The organism is Sorangium sp. So ce131, from assembly GCF_051519095.1.
GTDB lineage: Bacteria > Myxococcota_A > Polyangia > Polyangiales > Polyangiaceae > Sorangium.
Genome location: NZ_CP150455.1, coordinates 3,530,351 through 3,552,502, shown reverse-complemented (window position 1 = coordinate 3,552,502; position 22,152 = coordinate 3,530,351). Strand labels below are relative to the sequence as shown.

Annotated in this window: 12 protein-coding genes; 2 read left to right on the top strand and 10 right to left on the bottom strand. The window is 72.4% G+C overall.

Annotated features, from left to right (window positions below; translation table 11 throughout):
- Window positions 1–58: 58 nt before the first annotated feature.
- From WMF43_RS13165 to WMF43_RS13120, 10 genes are all read right to left on the bottom strand, one after another.
- Window positions 59–1,300, bottom strand: coding sequence for a dockerin (locus WMF43_RS13165; protein ID WP_437680297.1), 1,242 nt, complete (start codon window positions 1,298–1,300; stop codon window positions 59–61).
- Window positions 1,301–2,009: 709 nt separating this feature from the next.
- Window positions 2,010–3,857, bottom strand: a complete 1,848-nt coding sequence (locus WMF43_RS13160; RefSeq protein WP_437680296.1) for a hypothetical protein — start codon at window positions 3,855–3,857, stop codon at window positions 2,010–2,012.
- Between the two features lie 320 nt (window positions 3,858–4,177).
- Entirely contained in the window at window positions 4,178–4,996 is an 819-nt protein-coding gene (locus tag WMF43_RS13155; protein ID WP_437680294.1) for a YdcF family protein, read from the bottom strand.
- A gap of 170 nt (window positions 4,997–5,166) precedes the next feature.
- Window positions 5,167–6,771, bottom strand: a complete 1,605-nt coding sequence (locus WMF43_RS13150) for a hypothetical protein (RefSeq protein ID WP_437680292.1) — start codon at window positions 6,769–6,771, stop codon at window positions 5,167–5,169.
- A 489-nt stretch (window positions 6,772–7,260) separates the two neighbouring features.
- Window positions 7,261–8,526 (bottom strand): hypothetical protein, encoded by a 1,266-nt coding sequence (locus WMF43_RS13145; RefSeq protein WP_437680290.1) that lies wholly within the window; start codon window positions 8,524–8,526, stop codon window positions 7,261–7,263.
- A gap of 163 nt (window positions 8,527–8,689) precedes the next feature.
- Window positions 8,690–9,934, bottom strand: a complete 1,245-nt coding sequence (locus tag WMF43_RS13140) for a cytochrome P450 (protein ID WP_437680288.1) — start codon at window positions 9,932–9,934, stop codon at window positions 8,690–8,692.
- A 274-nt stretch (window positions 9,935–10,208) separates the two neighbouring features.
- Window positions 10,209–13,658, bottom strand: a complete 3,450-nt coding sequence (locus WMF43_RS13135) for a protein kinase domain-containing protein (RefSeq protein ID WP_437680285.1) — start codon at window positions 13,656–13,658, stop codon at window positions 10,209–10,211.
- Window positions 13,659–14,002: 344 nt separating this feature from the next.
- A complete protein-coding gene (locus WMF43_RS13130; protein ID WP_437680283.1) occupies window positions 14,003–14,974 on the bottom strand; it encodes a glycoside hydrolase family 43 protein in 972 nt (323 codons plus the stop codon).
- Between the two features lie 356 nt (window positions 14,975–15,330).
- The gene (locus WMF43_RS13125) at window positions 15,331–18,585 is read right to left on the bottom strand and encodes a kelch repeat-containing protein (protein ID WP_437680281.1); all 3,255 of its coding nucleotides are present in this window, start codon (window positions 18,583–18,585) and stop codon (window positions 15,331–15,333) included.
- 106 nt (window positions 18,586–18,691) lie between these two features.
- The gene (locus WMF43_RS13120) at window positions 18,692–19,624 is read right to left on the bottom strand and encodes an AraC family transcriptional regulator (protein ID WP_437680279.1); all 933 of its coding nucleotides are present in this window, start codon (window positions 19,622–19,624) and stop codon (window positions 18,692–18,694) included.
- 145 nt (window positions 19,625–19,769) lie between these two features.
- Between WMF43_RS13120 and WMF43_RS13115 the strand changes: the two genes are divergently transcribed.
- Window positions 19,770–20,654 (top strand): NmrA family NAD(P)-binding protein, encoded by an 885-nt coding sequence (locus WMF43_RS13115; protein WP_437680278.1) that lies wholly within the window; start codon window positions 19,770–19,772, stop codon window positions 20,652–20,654.
- 367 nt (window positions 20,655–21,021) lie between these two features.
- Window positions 21,022–22,116 carry an NADH:flavin oxidoreductase gene (locus WMF43_RS13110; protein WP_437680276.1) on the top strand — a complete coding sequence of 365 codons (1,095 nt, stop codon included), beginning with the start codon at window positions 21,022–21,024 and terminating at the stop codon, window positions 22,114–22,116.
- Window positions 22,117–22,152: the final 36 nt, after the last annotated feature.

Genomic DNA, 22,152 nt, shown 5'->3' with positions numbered 1-22,152 from the left:
AGGCGGAGCTACGAGCGCGGTCGCGGTGCCAGAGCGACACGCGCCGCGCTCGCGCGGCTCAGGGAACCGGCAACTCGAACGCCACCGCGTAGTTCGGCTGTTCGACCCCCGTCATCGAGCCGACGAATGGATCGGAGTCGCGTAGCTGGCCCCAGCGAATCGTGCCGCCCGTCATCGGCGTCCCGTCGGTCGTCGCCGCGTAGCCGACCATCACGCCGGATGCGGGGAGGTTCTGCGCGGTAATCACCACCGATTCGCCGGAGATCTCCACGCGCGCGATCTCGATCCGGGTAGTGCCGCTCCAGACCTCGAAGCCTTTGCCCTCCTTCCACTCGAGCGTCTCGTGGGGAGGCGGCAGCGCGCTGTCCCAGACGAGCGGCGGCACCGGGACATGGAAGTGCACGGTGATGGTGCTGCCGGCGCGCTCGACGCCCGTCGGCTGGAGCGGCTGCCAGTCGCGCCCGAGGACCACCTTCTCGAAGAAGACCTGGCCGTATTTCTCGCCGAGCAGCTCGTAGCCGTGCGCGTTGAGATCGAGGTGGTCGTCCACGTACGGGTACTGGTACTTCGGACCCGAGCAGACGATGTCGCCCGGGTGCTCGACGCCCACGCGCCACTGCGCCTGGGTCACGGCCGACCGCGATCCCGCCTCGAAGGGCACCGCGTGCTGCTGGGACACCAGCATCGGGATGGACCGCGTCTGCCCGGTGAGCGCCCGGATATCCTGGTTGTAGTCGGACCAGAGCTTGAACAGGTCGTCCTCGTACGTAGCCCGCCCGCCGTCTGACTCGCCGTGGGTGATCACGATGGCGCCGACGCCGTAGGTCTTGGCGGCCTCGCGGGCGAGGCGCGCGATCGCCTCCGCCTCGAAGAGCGTCGCCGCATACGCGCGGCCCGACGACGTGGCGCCCTCGACGATCTCCGTGCCGCCCTTCCGGATGACCTCGATCCCCTGCCCGCTCTCGCCGACGACGGTGTGCACGGTGACGTAGTCGCCGACCGACGCCGCCTGCGCGAGCGACGTGATCTGGTCGGCCATGGCGGTGTGCGGCGTCTCGCCGTAGATGTTCTTGGGATAGGCGCTCGGGTAGGTCGTCGACAACGTGCGGATGGGCTCGACGAGCGGCACCATGGATAGGGCGCTGCTCAGCGGATCGAAGGGGGGCACGCTCGCGTCCCCGAGGGACAGCTTGAGGTTGTTGAAGCGCTGCTCCGACCCGCGGATGGGATTGCCCTCTGTGCCGACGGACAGGCTCTGTCCCGTGCCGACGATGCCGGTCCAGTCCCAGCCAGGACCCACGGCGCCTCCGCCGCCCGAGCCGCCCGAGCCGCCCGAGCCGCCCGGGCCGCCCGAGCCGCCCGAGCCGCCCGAGCCGCCCGAGCCGCCCGCGCTCTGTGCGCCTCCAATCCCACCGCTGGCGTCGCCCCCACCTCCGTCAGATGCTCCGGCATACGAATATTTGTCCCAATCCGCCCCGATGAGCGATCCACATCCGCCGGACGAGGAAGCCGCGAGCCCGACCACAGCCATCACCGCGCGAGCGCCCGCAAACTTGTCCGCCATGGTTGCAAAGCGTCCGCCTTACGCGCACCAGCCGTCAAGAAAGTAGTGGCATCCGCCCGCGGCGGACGCCCGCATCGAGCGGGTCCTGGCGAGGTGGTGGCAGTGGCTTCGAGGTGGCCCCATTTCAGCGAATGGGCCACTACCCAGCGCTGGGCGGCAGGCGCCGCGCGTCGTCAAGACCGCGCCGGGCCGGTTGGTCAAATTGACCACCACCAGCCCATTCACATGCGCATGTGAACGCCCCGCGGCTCGCCTCCAGTGCGCCGAACCCGTGGCTGAAGCCGACGTCCCGCGCCGCCGTACGACTCGCCCCGCCCGGCAACGTACTCGTTCGCGGCATGCGCCCGCGCACAGCTGATCTCGATCGCTCGCATCGCGGGATCCTCTCCCCCTCTTCTGTTCTCCCGTGCCGCCGTGACAAAGGCGACACCGAAGCCCGGATGCCTCACCGCGCGCGGTAAAGCCTGTCGTCGAGCGTGAAGAACGCCTCGCCGCCGCGGCTCACCATCCGCAGCCGGTCGTAGGGGCGCCGCTGCAGCGCGCCGAGCTTTCGGGGCTTTCCCCCCTTGCTCGGCAAGTGAACGACGTCCCATGAGCCGTCCGACATGTCGCCGAGGATGACGACGATCCCGTCCGACACGACCGCGAGCGCCCCGATCGGCGCGTCGGTCCGGTGCAGCGTCACGGCCTGACCCCCGCCGACGGGGACGCGCCGGAGATCGCGGCCGTCCGCGAAGACGGCGTGTTCGCCGGCGATGACCAGCGCAGGCTGCGCCGTCGCGTGCCCGAGGCGGCCGACCTTGGTCAGCATGGAAGGTCTGCCGCCGGCGCGCGCCACACGAAAGAGCGCGCCCTCGCGCTCCAGGTTGGTGGTCGCATAATAGAGGTGCGTCGCGTCGGCCGCGAGCGCGGCGACGCCCGCCTCGACGGGCGCGATCACCTCGACACCCGCGCTCTTCCCGAGCCGGACCAGCGACGTCCGCTGGACGGACGAGCGCACCCCGTTCACGATCCGATCCTCGAACGGCGCCGAGACGAAGCAGAGGACGCCGCCCGAATCGACGGGATCGAGCGGCCTGGCGAGCTCGGAGGCGACCACGCTGCGCCCTCCCCCATCGAGCGCGATGTGATCGACGCGCCCCTCGTTGCCGCGCACGGCGAGCAGCGCGCCGTCGACGAAGACGAGGTCGGTGAACGGGGATCCTTCGTAGGTGGTCAGCGGCGCGAGCGAGCCGCGCTCCGGATCGATCCGCACCACCGTGTAGACATCGACGGCGGCCAGCGTCTGCCCGTCGGTGACCAGCGCGCCGAACGGCCCGTCGTCGCTCAGCGCGACGCAGGCGAGCGCGCGGCCCCGCTGCGCGGCCAGCTCCGCGGCCCTGCCGCGCACCGACGCCGCGACGGTCCGCGCGGCGGCGAGCCTCGCCTTCGCGTCGGCGAGCCCGTCGGGCGTCATGGGCACACGCGCGAGCCGCTCCTCGAAGCGCACGAACGTCTCCTCCGGGATCTCGCGCACGAACCGCTTCCGGAAGCTCACGACCTGATGGTCCGCGGCGTAACGCGCGGCGCCGAGCAGCGTGTCGTCGTCTCGCGCGGCGAGGAGCGCGGCGAGCACCGCCTCGGACGAGAGGCGCTGGAGCAGCACGAGCGGAGCGTGCTCGTACGCCGGATATCCCGACCATGGGCTCGTGCTGGTCCCGAGCCAGGCGAAGAGCCGCGAGGCGATGGCGCGGTCGTCGTCCCCTGACGCCCGGAGCGCCGCGATCCCGGCATCAAACACCACATTCCCTTCGGACGGCGGCAGGCCGAGCGGGCCGCCCTCGAGGGAGAGCAGCCGCTCGCGCAGCGCCTCGGGGGCCGCCTCCATCCAGCGATCCCGCTCGGTGTGCATCCGTGCGAGGTCCCGCTCGCCGGCCTCGTGGCGGGCGAGCGGCTCGGTGACGCCGCGCGCTGCCAGCAGGCGCAGCAGCGCCGGACCGTCGACGAGCGCCGCGTCGGAGAACGCCCCCTCGAGGCGCACCGACTTCCCGTGGTGGTACGAGAGCACGCCCACGCGCAGGAGCAGCCCGCGCAGTTCGATGGCGAGGTCCCCATGACACCCGCAGTGGAACGGCGGCCCGTCCTCCACGATCCGGAGCGCCTCGCGCAGCGCCGGCAGCTCCTCGGCCCCGAACGTCGCCAGCACCGCGCCGCCCATGGGTTTGCCGCGCGCGGCCCCGCCCTCGATCACACGGGCGCTTCGAGCTCGCTCGAAGAGCGCGTCGACGTCCGATTGCAAAAGGGGAGGCAGCATCTCAGGCGTGGGCGACCTCGCGGTTCATCCTGACATCACCGCGAGAGGAAGCAGAACAAAAGCGGTTCGAGGATGTCAATGGTGAACTGCGACGTCCGCCCGAGCGATGGTGCGGGATCACGTCAGGCAACATGGAGGATTTCGCCACCAAGACGCCCACTACGCCGATGGATTGGGTTCGTGGCGCTCATGGCGTCTTGGCCGCTCACCAGGTGCCGCGCCTTCGGCCAGAGCAACGCACCATCCACCCGAGGCCATGCGCTTGCGCGACCCCGTTCACATGCGCATGTGAACGGATTCACATGCGCATGTGAACGGATTCACATGCGCATGTGAACGCCCAGCAGGGGAAGCAGCGCCCGGTAGGCGTTCAGCACCTCGTCCGGCACGTCGACATGCCCGATGAAGCCCTTCCCTCTCGGGCCGTAGCCGTTCTCGTCGTCGTGGAGCCTCGGGATCTCCCCCGAGAGGAGCGACAGGAACCGCTCCATCTCCCACAGCGGCGCCGCCTCCTGCTCGCACGCGGCCGTCAAGCGGAGCGCTCCGTCCCTCGCCTCCACCTCCGGTACGAACGCCGCGTAGTTGACGAGCCGCGCGCGCTCCTGGCCGTCGCTCCAGGCCTTCTCGAACGAGGCGCCGGTCCTCCGCTGCATCGTCGGGTCCTGCATCAGGAGGATCGTCTCCGGGCGCAAACCCCGCTCCTTCAGCACGCGGAGCGCGAAGGTCGCGTTGTTGCCGCAGTTGGTCGACTCGACCTCGAGCACCACCTCCCGGACATCGACGCCGGCGTGGATCCGCGCGACCTCCGCCAGGATCACGGCCTCCGGCTTGCCCGCCGCGTCGATGCCCGCGTACTTGCGGCTGGCCTTCACGGCGTTCACCAGGTGCACCGTGGAATGGCCGATGCCGCCGGCGATCATCAGCCGATCGGCCAGCCCGCGCCCGTAGGCCTCCGCCGCGCGCTCGGCCGTCGCGAGGACCCCGCTCCCGAGCAAGATCAGCAGATCGGCCCGCGGGCGGCCGAACGCCCGCTCGCAGGCCTCGGCGGTGAGCGACGGGATGTCGCGCACCGCCAGGAATCGGCTGATGAGGTTCACGTGTCGCGCCGAGATCTCGCTCGCCGGGTGGGCAGCCGCCATCTCTATCCCTCTCGGCGGAAGCTCTAGCACGGCCTGCCCGGGATCACCTCGGCGCCGTCGCGCCGTCGCGCCGTCGCGCCGTCGCGCCGTCGCGGCGGGCGCGCAGGCCGCCCCGCCGGACGCCGCGCGGCCGGGCGCTCGGCGGCTCCCGGAGAGGCGCGGCGCGAGGGCTACCGCGCCAGGATCCAGTCCCGGATCCCGTTCCAGAACAGCGCCTGGGCGTCGTCGGCGAGGAAGATGTCGTTGTGGCCGATGTCGCGGGGCTGGCCCCCCGCGGCGGGATCGCTCTTCACGATCGAGCTCCTGTCCGTGCTGCCGAGGAGCGTCGTCGTGTAAACGCCCGATTGCCCGAAGCCGCCGCCCGCGCCGACGTAAAGCACCGGCACGGTGATGTCGCCGAGGTGATCGGCGATGGTCGGCCCCGGATCGCCGCACATCGCCCGCTCCGAGTCGATGAGCCCCTTGATCGGCTGGTACGGCGCGGCCAGCGTCTCGACCGAGAACCAGCGCGACTCGTCGGCCAGGTACGTCAGATCGACCGGCAGGCCGCTCGTGTCGAACGTGCCGCCGACGAGGTGATAGAAGGGCGTGGGCGGGCGCCCGTCCTCGAGCAGGTATGTCGCCTGGCCGGCGAGCAGCGCCGCCTGACGGTTGTTCATGCCGGCAAGGATCGGCGAGGCGCCCGTGGGATCCGCGAGCGCCGCGCCCCCGAGCGCCGAGATCACGGAGCCGAGGGACGAGTAATACCGGTCGCTCCGCGAGGCGTCGTTGTACTGGGCGAGGTCCACGGCGAGGCGCTCGCAGGCGTAATCCCGCCGCAGCAGGCCCTCCGGGGTGCTCAGGTCGGTCTTCAGGTAGATGTCGACGGGGATGATCCCGTCGACGTGCCGCCGCGCCAGGATCGGCACCTGGGACTCGCGGCCCGCGTAGGCATACGCGAGCTGGCCGCCGCGGCTCCAGCCGAGCAGCTTCATCTTGGGGCCGGCGCTGTGGAGAGGCCCCTCCGCGCGGGTGAGATCCCGGTTCACACGCGCGATCGAGAGCGCCATGCCGAGGTCGTCCGCGTCCTTCTCCATCCCCCACCCGCTCATGAACGAGGTGTCGGCGGTCCCGGCGGGGACGCGGGTCCAGCGGAGATCGATGCCCCACACGTCGATCCCCTCCCTGGCGAGGAACTCCGCGAACGTCTTGCGATCGGGCGCGTCGAGGAAGGCGCCGCGGAAGGGCCACGCGTCGCCGTGCACCAGCATCACCGCCTCGCTCAGCTGCGCAGGCCGGTAGCGCGACGCCTCGCGGACGACCCGGTGCAGGCCGATGAAGTCGCGCGCGCCCGGGCCGACCTTCACGGCGACCGTGTACTCGGCGATGTGGTAGTCCGGGTCGATGATCCTGCGGTGCGTCTGCTGGATGTCGCAGGAACCCCCGAACGCGGCGCCGTAGAGGCTGCGGACCGCGGCGTCGCAGGCGTCGTGGAACGTCTCCCAGAGCCGGTGCTCCAGGACGATCGCCTCCATGTCCGGCGGGCCGCCCGAGGCCGGCATGAGGCCCGGATCGGCCTCGATCGACAGCACGTCGGGCGCGACGGGCTCCGCGATGCACCCGCCGCCCGCGGAGAGCGCGGCCGCCGCCGCGAGGGCCAAGGCGCCTCGACCGAGGCCCGCCCAGCGGGCCGGGGCGGCGGAGCGCTCACGGGGGGATCCCTGCGACGGGCTGGGCCTGGCGACGAAAGGGGGGACGCCGGCGCCGAACTGAAGCTGCCACGGATGCGGTTTCATCGTGCGAATCTCCTGCGGTGGAGAGCAGCTCTCCATCCAAACAAGCAAGCGCGTGCGCGCGCAGGGTGCCTGTCGCGCGCGTCGCCGCAGCGGCCGTGTCACGCGGCCTCGCGAGGGCGAGAGCAAGCCTGGTGCCAGGACACAGGAGCGCCGCAGGGCGCCAGTTCGACAGGGAGTCACGCGCGGCGGACGCGCGGAGCCCGCGCGGCACGAGGGGACACGCGCGGGTGCCCAACGCCGGCGTGCCAGCGTGCCAGCGTGCCAGCGTGCCAGCACACGCGTGCCGTCTCGCGCGTAGAGGGCGCGGCGCTCGTCGGGGTCGGGGGAGGTCAGCCGCTGGCGAGGTCAGCCGCTGGCGAGGTCAGCCGCTGGCGAGGGCAGCCGCTGGCGAGGGCAGCCGCTGGCGGCCGCGGCGCTGGCGGCCGCGGCGCTGGCGCCCGCGGCGCCGGCGCCCGCGGAGGGCGCGGCGTTCGTCAGGATCGGGGGAGGTCAGTCGCAGGCCGCCGCCGCGCAGGCGGAGGACTCCGCGGCGCACGCGTCGGCCATACACGCGGCGCACGCGTCGGGCGACTCGGGCGCCTCGGCGCCCTCGGCGCACGCGTCGTCACACGCGCCGTAGCCGGCGGAGATCTGGCAGCGCAGCACGCCGGCGAGCTGCTCCGCCACGCCCGGGCAGCTGTCGACCACGCAACCGAAGAAGTCGGCGTTGCTCGCGACCGCGGCGGTGCACGCAAGCGTGTCCGCGCACGTCGCCGCGCCGGAGCCGATCCACGTCTCGGCGGGGACGCCGTGCTCGTCGCTGCAGTTGTCGACGCCGGGGCGGCGCGGAAAATACGGGCCGATGAGCATGCACATCTCGTCGCGCGTGGTCAGGCCCTGCGCGACGTCGCGCGGCTCGGTGTTCTCGTAGTCGCAGCGGAAATCGAGCGCCTCGCCCGCCTTGACCTCGAGCGGCGCGTCGAAGACCTTCACCGGCACCTGCTCCCACGCCTCGTTCGCGTAGATCTCCTCCATCCCGCCGCCGGCGCGCACGTGGTGGGCGACGAAGCCCACGCCGCGGCGGTGCATGTGGGACTGGACCCGCACGAGCGAGATGTCCTCGGCGATCGGGCACCGCATGCGCGCCGAGGACTCCCCCTGCGCAGGCACCCGGATGAACGGGTTGTAGTGGAACAGCATGCCCGCCTCCTGCTCCACCTGCTCCGGCGGGATCGTGTAGAGGTTCACGCGCGCGTCCGCCTCGAGCGGCGCCGCCGTGGCGTTGAGGTAATGGGTGTTCATCACGAGCACGGTGCCCGGCTCGACCCGGAGCGCCACGCCCTCCGGGAGCTCGCCGAGGAACGAATTGCCCTCGTACGACTGCGAGCCGGCGATCACCCCGGTGATCTCCCAGGCGGCCGTGGCGCCGCTGTTGCAATCATGGACCTCGGTCGCGTCGACGGCGACGCCCTCGCGCGTCTCGGCCGGGATCTCCCGGTACGCCGTCTTGTACAGGACGACATGATGGCTGCCGGGCGAAAACCGCACCTCGTCGCGGTTCACATAGAGCCCCTCGGGGGGCGCGACGAACAGCTTGCACCGCTCGATCTCCTGCCCGGGCGCCACCGTCGAGACCATGCGGTACTGGACGCCGGCGCCGGGCGGAGGCGACTCCAGGCGATCGCTGTCCGGCGACGGATCGCCGGCGTCTCCGGAGGTGCACCCGGCGAGCGCGTGCGCGCCGAGCAATGCGATGAGGACGATGGACGTGCGCATAGAGAGGATCCCGCTGCCTTCCTGGGGCAGCTCGGGCCTCTCCCGGCGCGCGCAGGAGCGCGCCCGCCTCACGCGCAGGCGCGCGGCGTACGCTCCCCCCGCTCCGCGCCGGCGGAGCCGAGCTGTCCTCCTGGAGGTGGGTTCCCGGACGGCGGGAGATCGTTCACTCGGCGACGGCGGATTCTTGCGCGGCGCCGGCGTGCACGTGCGCCGGCCGGACCGCGCCGGAGCTCGCCGGGATGAACCGGAGCGGCAGCTCCACCGGGCCGCGCACGGTGATGGCGCGGTTGTACTGGAGCTCCCCCGCGCCGCGCTCGACCCGCCGGAAGCGCGCGAGCAGCGTCTCGAGCGCCACGCGCATCTCCATGCGCGCCAGCGCGGCGCCGATGCAGAAGTGAACGCCGTGCCCGAAGCTGACCGCGCCCTGCGAGCCGCGGTGCAGGTCGAACCGATCCGGATCGGGGAACTTCCGCTCATCCCGGTTGGCAGAGGACAGGAACGGGAGCACCAGCGCCCCGGCAGGCACCGTCACCCCGGAGAGCGTGACGTCCCTGGTCGCGAGCCGGGGGAGCGCCAGGACCGTGCCGTCGTAGCGGAGCATCTCCTCGACGAACAGCGGGATCAGGGCGGGATCGGCCCGCAGGCGGTCCATCATGCTGGAATGGGCGGCCAGGTAGATCATGGAGTTGCAGAGGAGGTGCGTCGTGGTCTCCAGCCCGCCGATCAGCAGGAGCACGAGGAAGTCGATGATCTCGGTGTCCGTGAGCCGCTGCCCGTCGACCTCGGCGCGGATCAGGTCCGTCACCGTGTCCTCCGCGGGCGCGCGGCGCCGCGCCGCGATGACCTCCCGGATGTACCCGGTGAGATCCGCGATGGTCTTTCGCACGCGCTCCGCGTCCTCGGGGCGGTCCGGCGTGATCGAGAGGATATCGTCGGTCCATCGCTTGAAATTGCGGCGGAGCGCCGGGTCCATCCCGAGGAGCTCGCCGATGACGAAGGCCGGCAGCGGCAGGGCGAACCCGTCGACGAACTCGACCTCTCCCACGAGATCGCCCGCGAGCGCGTCGGCGACGGCGCGGACGCGCGGCTCCAGCCGGGCGACGGTGCTCGCCCCGAACGCCCGGTGGATCAGGCCGCGGAGCCGCGCGTGCGCGGGCGGATCCATGGCGAGCATCGAGTTGGCCATCGGGTTGTAACCCACCCACGGCGGCTCCCACGCCGCCTTGAAGCCCCCGGACGAGAAGAGCTCAGGGTTCTTGAGGACGAAGAGCACGTCCTCATAACGCGTCACGGCCCACATGCCGCCAGGCTCGATCTGACATACCGGGCTCACGCGCCGGAGCTCGGCGAGACGAGGATACGGGTCCGCACGAAACGCTGGATCGAACACGTTGATCGTTTGATTCATCGCAGTTACCCCCGGGCATCGAGGCCAGCACGGAGCCGCCCGGGGCCGGCTGCGCCCGAGCGGCTCGATTGCGCGGCGAGCACCCCCGTGCGCCGCCTGACAAAGGTCAGGAAATACCTTTGCCATAGTACTGCGACATAAGCAATCACTACCGTCCAGGTCGATCGCCCGGCGTTCGTCGCTCACATAGGCCTTCACTCACGGTGTCTTCCGGACAGTGGAGACACTCGACCGCGCGATCCACGCCGCGCGGAGGTCGCGCGGGGCGCGTCGATCAGGGAAGGCGGCTGTACCAGCCGAGCATGGCGCGCAGGTGGGTCACCTGCGTCCGCTGCGGCGGGGGTCCGATGATCAGGATCCGGCCGTCCGGAGCCACGGTGTAGCTCCGCAGGTCCACGTCGGCTTGACCGAAGGGCTTGTCGTACACGAGCGTCGGCGGTCCGACCGGACGGGCGTCGCCGGGCGAGAGGGGCACGGCGTACAGCTTGCCGTCGGCGCGGTAGTAGATGCGCGCGCCGTCGGGGGCCCAGGTCGGCTCGGTGCCGCCGCGCGTCGAGATCTGCCGCTTCACCTTGCCGTCGGGGAAGGAGCTCACGTAGACCTGCCGGCCGGCGGCGTCGTCGGACGTGTACGCCAGCCAGCGGCCGTCCGGCGAGAAGCGGGGATACCGGTCGTCGGCCGCGTCGGCGATGAAGCTCCGCGCCTCGGCGGGATCGCTCAGCGAGAACACCCAGATGTCGCGCTGCTGCTGCCCGGCGGGGGCCATGGATACGGCCACATGCTGGCTGTCGGGGGACCAGTCGAGGCCGAACGCATAACTGCCGAGCGCGTCGGTGAGCCGCCGCTCGTCGCCGGAGGCGAGCGATTTCACCCACGCGCCGAAGCGGCCGTCGCGCAGGCTGCTGAACGCGAGCCAGGCCCCGTCCGGCGAGATGGCGGCCGACTGGACGTCGATGTCGAACACGATGCGATCGAAGGTGCCCCGACCCTCCTCGCGCACGAAGGCCGCGTACACGTCCTGCTTGAGGACCACGGAGAGCTTCTTGCCGTCGGCGGAGAAGCGCGGCTCCGCGAACGGGAGGACGTCGGCGGCGAAGGGCGCGGTCGCGCCGCCCTCGCCGAGCCACGCGAGCTGGCTCTCTTCCTGGAAGATGGAGCCGGGCACCCAGACGAGCGTGCCCTCGTCGGAGACGTCGAAGAACGCGGCCCAGTCCGCGCCGTCGGTGAGCACGCCGTCCACGATCGCGCGCTCCGGACCGGCGACCCGCCGGGCGGCGACGTCGAACGGGGCCGCGTAGATCGTGCCCTTGCGCTCCCAGAGCAGGTGATCGCCGCGCGGCGTGCGGGCGAAGCGCGGGGTGGAGCCGTCGTTGACCACCGTCGACCGCGCGCCGGTCGCGAGCTCGACCACCTCGATCCGGGTGATCTTCTTGCCGTCCCAGGAGGTGAACAGGACCGCGCGGTTGTCCGGCAGCACGCAGGGGAGCGCCTCGGCGTAATCCCCGAGCTCCGGGCGCACCGCGGTGACGGGCTGGGGCTCGCCCCCGAGCTCCGGGACACGAACGAGCCCCTTGCCCCACTCCGCGAAGAACGAGAGGGCGCCGTCGGTGCCCCAGGTGGAGCCCGCGGACCAGGCGGTGGCGGCGACCTTGACGCTGTTGCCGCCGACCAGCCGCCGCTTCCAGAGCTCGCCGCCGCGGTAGAAGGCGACCCACTGGCCGTCGGGCGAGAGGGTGGGGTCCCAGCCGTCCTCGGTGCCCGGGAGCGGGGCGGTGGTCCCGTCGTCGAGGCTCCGCGACCAGAGCCCGAAGGCGCCGTCCGGGCCCGCCGCGCCGAAGACGACGCGGCGGCCGTCGTCGGAGATCGCGAGGCGCAGCTTCGCGAGCTGCGCCTGGGGGCCCGGGAACAGGAGGTCGAGCTGCCGCGCGGGCTGGGCCGGCGGCGGGGCCCGCAGGGCGGCCGTGAGCCCCGCGGCGGACACGGCGCCGACCGCGGCTGCGCCGGCCATGGCGAGCGCGAGCCGGCGCGGGGACGACCGGGGCGCGGCGCGCGGCGGCGCGGGGACGACCGAGGCGCGGCCGGCGGGAGCGGCGGCGGCGGAGGCCCGGCTCGGCGGCGCGGGGACGACCGAGGTGCGGCCGGCCGGCGCGGGCGCGGCGGCGGAGGACGAGCTCGCGGCGGCGCGGCCGGCGACGGGTGGGGGGGCCGAGGCGCGGCCGGCTGGCGGGGGGGCCGAGGCGCGGCCGGCTGGCGGGGGGGCCGAGGCGCGGCCGGCTGGCGGGGCGGCGGCAGGGCCTCCGCCTGCCGGCGCGGGCGCGGCAGGGCCTCCGCCTGCCGGCGCGGGCGCGGCAGGGCCTCCGCCTGCCGGCGCGAGCGCGGCAGGGCCTCCGCCTGCCGGCGCGAGCGCGGCAGGGCCTCCGCCGCCGGGCGCGGGCGCGGCAGGGCCTCCGCCGGCCGGCGCGGGCGCGGCAGGGCCTCCGCCGGCTGGCGCGGGCGCCGGCGCCGACGCGGGCCGCGCAGGCGCCGGCGCGAAGGCGGCGGCTCCGCCCACCGGCGCCGGCGTGGGCGCCGACGGAAACGTCGCGCGGGGCGCGCGCACCTCGAGCAGCACCTCCTCCAGCTCCAGGCAGACCTCGCCGATGTGGAGGATCCGCCGGGCCGGGTCCTTCGCGAGGCAACGCCGCAGCACGTCGACCGCACGCGCGGGCACCTCGGGCGGGACCGCGGCCATGTCGGGCTCCCGCTCCAGGGTGGCCGCGAGCCGATCGGCCACGGTCTCGCCCGGGAAGGCCGGCGCGTCGGTCAGGCACTCGTACAGGATCACGCCGAACGCGAAGATGTCGGCGCGCCGATCCACGTTGCGACCCCGGATCTGCTCGGGGCTCATGTACCCCGGCGTGCCGAGGATCACGAACGGCTGGGTGAGCGTCCTCGCCGACAGGGGCGGCACGTTCGACGCGAGCAGCGCGCCCCCCTCGTCCGCCTCGGGGTGCACCGCCCGCGCGAGCCCGAAGTCGACCACCTTGACCTTGCCGTCGCGCGTGAGCAGGACGTTGCTCGGCTTGAGGTCGCGGTGCATGAGGGCCGCCTCGTGCGCCGCCTCGACGCCCCGGCCGATCTGCAGCGCGAGCGAGAGCGCCTCGACCACCGCGAGCCGCCCGCGGGCGAGCCGCTCCGCGAGCGTGGAGCCGACGACGAGCTCCATGACGAGGTAGTCGGCGTCGTCCTGCTCCAGGCCGTAGACCGTGGCGATGTTGGGGTGCGAGATCGAGGCGAGCAGCTTGGCCTCGCGCCGGAGCCGCGCGCGCTGCGCGAGGTCGTCCGTGAACGCGCGCGGGAGCGCCTTGATCGCGACGGGCCGCTGGAGGCGCGTGTCCCGGCCGGCGAAGACGATGCCCATGCCGCCCCGCGCGATGAGCCCGGTGATCTCGTAGGCGCCGATCCGGCGCCCCACCATGGCCGCGAGGTCGGCGTCCTCGCGGGTCGGCGGGTCGAACGAGCGCGGGCGCGCGCCGGCCGGCGCGGCCCCGGCCGCGAGGCCCCGCGCCTCGCGGGCCGCGGCGCCGTGCGCGTCGGGCATCGTGGCGCGCGTGGCGCCGCGCCCGGTGGAGCTGATCGGCCCCGACGCGCCCATGTCGGGGTCGACAGGGCGCTCGAGCGTCCGGTCGTCCTGCCCGTTCGATGCGCCGGGGTCGCCGTCGCGTGCGTCGCTGTCCGCCTTCACACCACGTCGTCCTGGAGGGCGGCCAGGATACGCATCCCGCGCGCGCCGCGTAAGGCGCGCGAAAGCAAACCGCCGGACCGCCGCGCGCCACGTGAGGGGATGTGCGCGGCCGCGGCGCCGGGCTGTGGAGGAAGAGGGCTCGACGCCGCGCGGCCGCCGGCGCCCCGTCACCCAGGCTCGTCGCCCTCTGGAGAGTGGTCTACCGAGGTCAAGCGAGCAGAGCGCGCTCGACGCCCGTGCCCGCACAACAAGAGAGCTCTCCGCCGGCGCCCGTCGCCCGAGGAGAGCTCTCTCGCGTCACCCGCCGCGCCGGCCCGAAGATCCGGGCTGGCCCATGCTGGTCTTTACAAGCTGCCGTCGACCGTCACGATCGATCCGTCCGACCGGTAGGTGAGCTCTGTCACCTTCACGTTCCGCAGGTGCGTCTTGCCGTCGGAGAGCTCGCAGTCGTGGTAAAAGAGCCACCACTTGCCCTCGAACTCCACGATGGAGTGGTGCGTCGTCCACCCCAGCACGGGGGTGAGCACGACGCCCTGGTACGTGAAGGGGCCGTACGGGCTGTCGCCCGTGGCGTACACCAGGAGGTGCGTGTCGCCGGTGGAGTACGACAGGTAATACTTGCCGTTGTACCTGTGGATCCACGGCGCCTCGAAGAAGCGGCGCTCATGGTCCGTCTGCAGGAGGGGCTCGCCGTCCTTGTCCAGGATGTGGATCTCGCGCGGCGTCTCGCCGTATTGCAGCATGTCGTCGCTCAGGCGCGCGATGCGCGGGCCGATGGCGGGCTTCGCCTCCGTGGGCTCGGGCGGGACGGCGGGGTCGTACTGCCCGCTCTGCCAGCGCTGCAGTTGCCCGCCCCAGATGCCGCCGAAGACCATGTAGTGCGTGCCGTCGTCGTCCTGGAAGGTGGAGCAGTCGATGCTGTAGCTGCCCTTCATGGGCTCGGGCTCCGCCTTGAAGGGCCCCTCCGGCCGCTTGCTGGTGGCGACGCCGGTGCGGAAGACGCCGCCCTCGTCCTTGAGCGGGAAGTACAGGTAGTAGGTGCCGTCCTTGTACGCCGCGTCGCCGGACCACAGCTGCCGCCCCGCCCAGGGGATGTCCTTGATGTCGATCGCCACCCCGTGATCGGTCACCTCGCCGGGGATGCTCGCCATGGAGAGGACGTGGTAGTCCCGCATGGCGAAGTGATCCCCGTTGTCGTTCTCGGGGATGCCACTCTCGATGTCGTGCGACGGGTAGATGTAAACGCGCCCCTCGAAGACGTGGGCGCGCGGGTCCGCGGTGTAGATGTGGGAGACCAGGGGCTTCGGTCGCGACATGCCGCTCCGTGGTGCAGGTAAGTTGTTCAGATCACAAACGCCGGTCATGTGACGGCGGATGATGGCGAGAACGCGAAGCACGCGGCCGACGCGCCGGTGCCGCGGATGCCGCGGCTGCACGCCGCCACCTGCAAGCTTTTGCGCCGCGTTGTTATCATACCTTCCCACGCTGCGCTCCCGCCGTCGCAGCTTCCTACCACGTTCCTGCCCGCGCCGAGCGGCGCTTCGTCCTTGACATCGTCGAATCGTTTTGCATGTGCTCGCCCCGTGCGCCGGCTGGCCGGCCGCGCCGCGCGCTCCGAGCTCGGAGCTCGGGCGAGCAGGAGCCCCGCGGTCGCGGCGGTGAGCTCTCGTGTTCAGGAGGCGCGGCCGCGCTGGCCATCGCGGCGCCGGCGCAGCGCCGCGGAGAGGGCGGCGACGATCAGCAGGCCGAGCTCCACCGGCCCACGCGACGTCCGCCCCGCCGACGTGGCGAGGTGGCAGCCGCCCTTGTCGACGTAACCGCTGCTCGGCGGCGGCGGGACGCAATGGCCCTCGCCATCGCAGACATAGCCGTCAGCGCAGTCGCGGACCGTCTTGCAGGGGTCCGTCGGCTCCCCGGTGCGAGGTGCGCAGGCGTAAGGCTCGTAGTCGGGGTGGAGGAGCGTGCAGACGCCATCCGCCGAGGCGCCCCGAGCGGCCGAGCACGCCTCGCAGAGGTAGACGTCGCAGCGCTGGTCGCAGCAGACGCCGTCGGTGCAGGAGCCGCTCTGACATTCGATGGCCGTCGCGCAACCGCGGCCTTGCGGCAGCTTGCGGAACACCTCGACCCTGTTGAGCTCGAGATCATCGCGCATGTCGCCGGTGGTCGTGCCGCCGCCGACGACGAGCACGCCGCCGTCGTCCAGCAGCGTCGCGGTGTGCGTGAACCGGGCGTTCAGCATGGAATCGACGGTTGCCCACGCGCTGGAGGAGGGGTCGAACGCCTCGACGCTGTAGGGCTGGAGGGTCCGGCCCGCGAAGTCGGCGCCGCCGACGACGAGCACGGTCCCGTCCGGCAGCAGCGTCATGCTGTGCTCGTTGCGCCCGGCGCGCAGCGACCCGACGGGGACCCACCTGCCAGAGTCCGGCTCGAGCACCTCCGCGGTGTCGACGATGCCTCCGGCGTTGAAGCCGCCGGCGACGAGCACCCGGCCGTCTTGCAGCAGCGTCGCCGCGTGCCGGTAGCGGGCGGTGAGCATGGGCTCGAGCGACCGCCACGCGCCGGTCGCGGGGTCGAACACCTCCACGCTGGCGGTCGCCCCTTCTTCTGCGTTGTAGCCGCCGGCGACGAGCACCCAGCCGTCTTCCAGCAGCGTCGCTGTGTGATAGTACCGGGCGGCGGCCATGGGCGCGACGTGCTGCCACGCGTCGGTGGCCGGATCGAACGCCTCGACGCCGGCGATGACCTTGCCGCCCTCCCTCCCCTCCACGTGGAACCCGCCAGCGACGAGCACCCGGCCGTCGTTCATCCGCGTCGCCGTGTGCAACGCCCGGACCTCGCGCATCTCCCCGACGAGACGCCACGCGTCGGCGCCCGGCTCGAACACCTCGGCGCTGGCGATCTGTCCTCTCGAGGAGAAGCCGTCCTCGGTGCCGCCGGCCACGAGCACCCGCCCGTCTTGCAGCAACGTGGCCGTGTGATCGGCGCGGGCGACGCGCATCTCCCCGAGCTGCTGCCACGCGCCGGAGACCGGGTCGAACGCCTCGGTGATGCCGACGACGCCTCCTGAACTCGCCATGTCCTCGTTGGACCCGCCGGCGACGAGCACCCGCTTGTCCTCCAGCCGCGTCGCCGTGTGCCGCGTCCGGGCGACGCTCAGGCGCTCGCGGGACGTCCACGTGCTGGAGGTCGGGTCGAACACCTCGGCGCTGGCGATCACGCCGTGCCCCTGACCGCCGGTGACGAGCACCTGACCGCCCTCCAGCGGCGTGGCGATGTGCTCGCTGTGCGCGCGCTGCATGGGCGCGAGGGGCAGCCATACACGGAACTCCGGGTCGAACGCCTCGGCGCTGGCGAGAGTACCAAACGAGGTTTTTCCCAGCGTGGTCTCGTAGCCGCCGACGGCGATCGCCCGTCCGTCCTCCAGCAGCGTCACCGAGTTCCCGAAGCGGGCGTCGCGCAGGGGCCCGACGGGGTGCCACCTCCCGGAGCTCGGATCGAACACCTCGGCGCCGGGCAACGCTCCTTGGTCGACGTTGTAGCCGCCCGCGACGAGCACCCAGCCGTCGTTCAGCAGCGTCGCGCCGTGTCCGTAACGAACATCGTCCATGGAATCGACGACCGACCAGGCGCCGAGCTCGGGGTCGAACACCTCGGCGCTGGCGACCGTGCCCTCCGTGCTATCGCCGCCGGCGACGAGCACCCGGCCGTCTTTCAGCAGCGTCGCCGTGTGCCACAGCCGGGCAGCATTCATGTCGCCGACACCGGTCCATTTCCCGGAGGCCGGGTCGAACACCTCGGCGGTGCCGAGCGGTGTTCCATCCTGATCCTGGCCGCCGGCGATGAGCACCCGGCCGTCTTTCAGCAGCGTCGCCGAGTGCGTGGAGCGGATCTCCTCCAGCGTGTCGACAGGCGCCCACTCACCGGAGACCGGGTCGAACACCTCGGCGCTGGCGAGCACGCCTCGAGGCCCCTCGCCGCCCGCGACGAGCACCCGGCCATCCGTGAGCGCCGTCGCGGAGTGCCCGAAGCGAGCGGCGCTCATGGGCGAGGCAGGCGACCAGGTCCCGGAGTCCAGGTCGAACACCTCGACGCTGTCGACGATCACCTTCTGCGAGGTCGCCCTCGCGGTGAGGCCGCCGGTCACGAGCACCCGCCCGTCCGGCAGCCGCGCGGCGGCGTGCAGGTGCCGGGCGATGTTCATGTTCCGCACGGGCTTCCACTGCGGATCCACCAGCACCGCTTCCCCCTCGGCCTCGACCCACAGCTCCAGCCGCTCCCCCCGCGCCACGAGCCATGTCCCCACCGGCCGGCCTCCGGCCGCGTACGCCTCCGGCGCCGTCACGCGCAGCTGCGCCGCGCCCCGCGCGTCCGCGAGCTCCACGGCCTCCCCCTGCTGCCGCAGCGCAGCGCCCTGCACCTGCCAGACCGCCACCGGCGCGTCGCGCACCACCGCGCTCGCCTCCAGCAGCAGCCATTCCTCGTAGCCGTCGTCCGACAGCGCCGTCCAGAACGACGTCCCCCCGCGCCGCGTGTACGCCACCGCGTTGTCCGCGATCTCCCCTTCCCCGGCCGCGTCGAGCTCCTGCACGGCCACCTCCGCGCCGTCCGCCAGCGTGAACCGGACCGCGCCCGCGCCCTCCCGCGGAAACCGCGGCGAAAGCGCGCCCGCGCCGTCCTCGCCGTCCTCGCCGTCCTCGCCGGCCTCCGCGCCGAGCGGCCGCGCCGCCTCGAACCCGTCGCCCGCCCAGGCGAACGCGCGCTCCGCCTCGAGGATCGCGGCTGCCTGCTCGGGGAACTGCCGCCGGAGCGCCCGCGCGTCCAGCCGATCGGCCGCCTCGCTGCAGCCGCACAGCGCCCCCAGCATGCCTGCCCACAAGAGCGCGAGCGCCCACCAGCCAATGGCGCGCGCCGGACCAGGAGTGACCATGAGAACCTTTCTCTACCGTTGTCAGTGTGCCGCGATGAGCGCCAGTCGCCGGGCGATCACCGGGCAGGCGCGCGCGGGAGCATATCGCAGCCGTCCCCGGACCGAGCTACCGGTCGGCCCCGGCGCGCGCCTTGCGCCGGTAGGCGCCCGGCGTCTCGCCGGTGTGGCGCTTGAACGCCTTCACGAACGCGCCGTCGGTCTCGTAGCCGACCGCGCTCGCCACCTCCGCCGTGCGCGCGGCCCCGTCGGCGAGCATCTCGGCCGCGCGGTGCATGCGCCAGCGCGTCAGGTACTCGAGCGGCGGGACGCCGAGCGCCCCCTTGAAGCGGGCGGCGAAGGCCGAGCGCGACACGCCCGCGGCGCGCGCGAGCGACTCGACCGTCCAGGCGTCGGCGGGCCGCTCGTGCATTCGCTGCAAGGCGACGCCGAGCGTGGGGTCCCAGAGGGCCCGCAGCCAGCTCGCTTGCTCGCACGCGACGCCCGCGACGTAGGTGCGCAGCGCCTGCACGAACAGCACGTCGGCCAGGCGGCCCGCGACCAGCTCGTAGCCGGGCATCTCCGCGTCCATCTCGGCGGCGACGAACTGCAACGTCGACTCGAGCCACCGCGTCCCCACGCCGCCGTCGCCCTGCACGTGAATGAGCTCGGGCAGGCTCGACACGAGCGGGTTCAGGCGGGTATCGGAGAAGTGAAGGCCGCCCGCGACGATCGTCGTCGGCGCCCCGTCGCCGCCATAATGCACGATGCCCCCGCACCGGCCCCCGCGCTGGGCGTACACCTCCTCGGGCGAGGCGGCGCGCGAGCCGGGGCGGTCGCGCAGCACGTGCGGGAGCCGGGCGCGCAGCAAGACGACGTCGCCGGGCGCCAGCGTCAGGCGCCGCCCGCCCGCCTCGAGCAGGCACCCGCCCCGCGAGACCGCGTAGAACCTCGTCACGTCGTGCGCGTCGACCCGCATGCCCCAGGGCGCCTTCAGCTCGAGCCGCCCATAGATCTGGCTGCGCAGCTGCACGCTGCGGAGCGCCTCGGTCAGGACATCCATAAACGTCGACCCATGCTGGACGATCGAACCATTTCTTTGGACGATACAGCGCTACTCGTCCGCACGCCAGCCACTATCGTGGCGTGTGTGGGCGGCGTCGCCGCGGCGCGACGGGCCCGACCCACGAGCGAAGGGAGACCCAGTCATGACCACGAAGGAGAAGCTCGTTCTCGTCACGGGGGCCACCGGACAGCAGGGCGGCGGCGCCGCGCGAGCGCTGCTGTCGCGCGGCGTCCGCGTCCGGGCTCTTGTCAGGAACCCCGAGGGCGAGCCCGCCGCGGCGCTGCGCCGGCTCGGGGCCGAGATCGCGCGCGGCGATCTGGGCGACCGCGCCTCGATCGAGGCCGCGGCCCGGGGGGTGGACGCCATCTTCAGCGTGCAGCCGAGCGAGGGGCAGCCAGAGTACGGCATCACCTCGGACGACGAGCTGCGCTTCGGCAAGAACGTCGCCGACGCCGCGCGCGCGGCGGGGGCCCGGCACCTCGTCTACACCTCGATGGCTGGCCTCGTGCCGGGCACGGGCGTCGGCCACTTCGAGAGCAAGTGGCAGATCGAGACGTACGTTCGCTCGCTCGATGTGCCCTTCACCATCCTGCGTCCCGGGGCGTTCTTCGAGCTGCTCACCCAGGCACACTTCTACTCGACGCCGGGGACGTTCACGTTCTTCTACCCGCCGGCGCACCCCATTCCCTTCATCGCGGCCGACGACATCGGCGCGATCGCGGCCGCGGTCATCGCGGCGCCCGAGGCCTTCGCCGGCCGGACGCTCGAGCTCGCGGGCGACGTGCTCACCAGCGTCGAGGTGGCGGCCGCGATCGAGCGCGCGACGGGGCGGCCCCTCGCGTACGCGCGCATCCCGGCCGAGGCCCTGCGCGCGAACCCCCTGTTCGAGCGCATCGTCGAGGCCGCGATCCAGCTCCGCGTCGACGTCGACGTCGCGTCGCTCCGCGCGCTTCACCCGGGGCTGAGGACGCTCGCGACCTGGCTCGAGCAAGGGGGCGCCGCGCGCATCCCCCTCGCGCGTGGCTGAACGTGGGTTAGGCGCTGCGACGGCGCCGCCCCCTGGAGCGTTCAGGTCCGCAAGACCCTGCCGCCCAGAGGGATTATTTGTAAAATGTCCTGTTGCTGCGCATCGTTCGCGATGTCAAGTAAGCCGTGGCCACGATGTCCAGAGGCGAGTCCACGTCGCTCCTCGACGAGGCGCGCAACCGCGTTCCGCTTGTCGAGGAGCACGCGCCTCCCTCCCTGCGGCCGCCAGGCGGCATCGGAGCCCTCCGTGATGGTGACGCAGGAGATCGAGGTCTCTCCCGTGGCTCGCCGGATGTCGAGCACGGGACGTCTGGTTGGCTTTACATCATGGATCGCGCCGACGGCGGCGCGCCGAAAGGGATCGAGAGATGACGGATCAGGACCCGAAGCAGAACCAGGACGTCAGCGCGCTCTTCCAGCCCTTTGAGCTGAAGGGGCTGACGCTCAAGAACCGGTTCGTCATGGCGCCCATGACGCGCCAGCGTTCGCCGGGCAATGCGCCCGACGAGTCGAATGCCGAGTACTACGCGCGTCGCGCCGCCGGCGGCGTCGGGTTGATCCTGTCGGAAGGGACGGTCGTGGAACGGCCGGGCAAGCTCCACTACCGCGACGTGCCGCACTTCTACGGTGAACGGGCGCTGGACGGCTGGAAGAGGGTCGTCGACGGCGTACACAGGGAGGGGGGAAAGATAGCTCCTCAGCTGTGGCACGTCGGCCTCGCGAAGACGGACCCGAACGCCTACGTACAGCCCGCGGAGCTCGAAGGCCCGGAGAACATGTCGCGCGAGGACGTGCAGGCCACCGTGCGCGCCTTCGGCAAGGCGGCGGCCGACGCGAAGCGCCTCGGCTTCGACGCCATCGAGATTCACGGCGCCCACGGGTACCTCATCTATCAGTTCTTCGACGCGGCGACGAACCAGCGCACCGACGAGTACGGAGGAAAGACCATCGGCGAGAGGAACCGCTTCGCCGTGGAGATCCTCAGGTCGGTCCGGGAAGCGGTCGGGCCGGAGATGGTGGTGATCCTCCGTCTCTCGCAGTGGAAGGTCGGAGTCTACGACGACAAGATCGCGAAGACGCCGAAGGAGATGGAGCAGTGGCTCCTGCCGCTGGCGGAGGCGGGCGCCGATGTGTTCCACCTCTCCCAGCGGCGCTACTGGGAGCCCGAGTTCGCCGGCTCCGATCTGAACACCGCGGGATGGGCGAAGAAGATCACCGGGAAGCCCACCATCACCGTGGGATCCGTCGGGCTGTCGGGTGATCTCATCGGGGCCTTTTCAGGCGAGAGCTCCGCGCCCCAGGGGATCGGCGAGCTCGTGCGCCGCTTCGAGCGCGGAGAGTTCGATCTCGTCGCCGTCGGGCGACCGCTCCTCACCGACCCGGCCTGGGTGGAGAAGATCGAGACCGGACGCGCTTCAGAGCTGAAGCCGTTCACGAAGGAGAGCCTCGTCGAGTACTTCTGACCAGGAGGGCCAGCGCGCCTCGAAGAACGCCGCCCG